Source organism: Sphingobium tyrosinilyticum, from assembly GCF_042654265.1.
Lineage (GTDB): Bacteria > Pseudomonadota > Alphaproteobacteria > Sphingomonadales > Sphingomonadaceae > Sphingobium > Sphingobium tyrosinilyticum.
On sequence record NZ_JBHSFZ010000002.1, the window covers coordinates 1 to 1,682 of the forward strand.

Consider the following 1,682-nt stretch of genomic DNA (forward strand, 5'->3'; position numbering starts at 1 on the left):
TGTAAGCGCCATTTAGAAATGTCACCCTCTGCAAATTAGAGATGTCACTGGTGGCATGGTGCTCCCTGGATGCAGGGAGTACGCGGATGACGGTGGTATCCATGAGCCATGGTGAGCTTACACGCTTTGATACGCTGCTACGTGTTGAACGCCGGGAGTTGCGAGCTGAGGATGCAGCAACGCTGCTCGGTTTGTCGCGGCGGCAGGTTTACCGATTGCTGATACGCATGCGCACGGACGGTGCTCCGGGCTTGGTTTCACGTCGCCGTGGACGCCGTAGCAACCGTTGGCTTGGCGACGGGTTTCGCAACCACGCGATTGCGTTGGTCCGGGAGCATTATCATGATTTTGGGCCGACGCTGGCTGCCGAGTATCTGGCGGAGCGCCATGATGTGCATATTTCCCGTGAGACGCTGCGCAAGCTGATGATCGAGGCTGGTCTGTGGAAAGATCGTGCGACGCGTCGCCCGCGCCCGTATCAGCCGCGTTACCGCCGAGATTGCCGGGGCGAACTGGTCCAGATCGATGGCTCGAAGCATTGGTGGTTCGAAGATCGTGGTCCGCAATGCACCCTGCTCGTCTATATCGACGACGCGACCAGTGAGCTGATGCATCTGCAGATGGTCGAGAGCGAGAGTACCTTTTCCTATATGGAAGCGACCCGGGCGTATATCGAGCGGCACGGCAAGCCGGTGGCCTTCTACTCCGATCAGCACAGCGTCTTTCGTAATTCCCGCGCCAGCGCGGCGCGCGGCGACGGCATGACGCATTTCGGCCGCGCGCTTGATGCGCTGAACATCGAGATCATCTGCGCCAACTCGCCGCAGGCCAAGGGCCGGGTCGAGCGGGCCAACGGCACGCTGCAGGACCGGCTGGTCAAGGCGATGCGGCTGGAGGGCATATCGTCGATCGAAGAAGCGAACGCCTTTCTGCCGGGCTATTTGGTTCGCCACAATGCCCGCTTTGCGCGCCCCGCTTTCGACAGCCGCGATCTCCACCGTCCGCTTGCCCCGCATGACGATCTGCGCGAGATCATGGTGTGGCGCGAACAGCGGAGTGTCACTGCTGCGCTGACGCTCCATTACAACAAGGCGATGTTCATCCTGGAACCGACCGAGATCGCCAGGAAGCTCGTGCGCAAGCGGGTGATGGTGTGCGAATATCCCGATGGTCGACTGGAGATCCAGCATGAGGGTCATGTCCTCCCCTACCGTCAGTTCGACAAGATGCGACAGGTGAAACAGCCGGCGATCGTGGACAACCGTCATCTCGACGCGGCGCTGCAGCTGGCGAAACAAATCCAGGCGATCGCGCCGCATCACCGGCAGCGCAACAACAATGCCCCTGCCCGCCGTGACCAGCCCTCTCATCTATTCCCTGAACCGGAGGCACCGGTGAAGATCGATGGACGCCGGTTGGGCGGTCCCAAGCTCAAGCGCGGCCCGCGGCTCAGCCGGGCCGAACTACAGGCGCGCGGCACGCTGGAGTTCGTGAAGGCCCGCTAAACCGGCTCTGACCGAGCCCGCTGCCTGCGCAGCGGGTCCATGCCCCTCCCCTCGACGTCACGCTTCCAGCAGGGTCTGCGCTGCGCTATCCCGAGGGCTCCACGCAGCCCCTGCTGTCTTCAAAAAGTGACATCTCTAATTTGCGGAGATTGTGCCTTTTCTAACCGGCAGGAACAA

General features: G+C 61.6%; 1 protein-coding gene. It reads left to right on the forward strand.

Going from position 1 to position 1,682, the window contains the following annotated elements; all coding sequences use genetic code 11:
- Positions 1-86: 86 nt before the first annotated feature.
- Entirely contained in the window at positions 87-1,505 is a 1,419-nt protein-coding gene (locus ACFO3E_RS01765; RefSeq protein ID WP_066529536.1) for an ISNCY family transposase, read from the forward strand.
- The last annotated feature ends 177 nt before the right edge of the window (positions 1,506-1,682 follow it).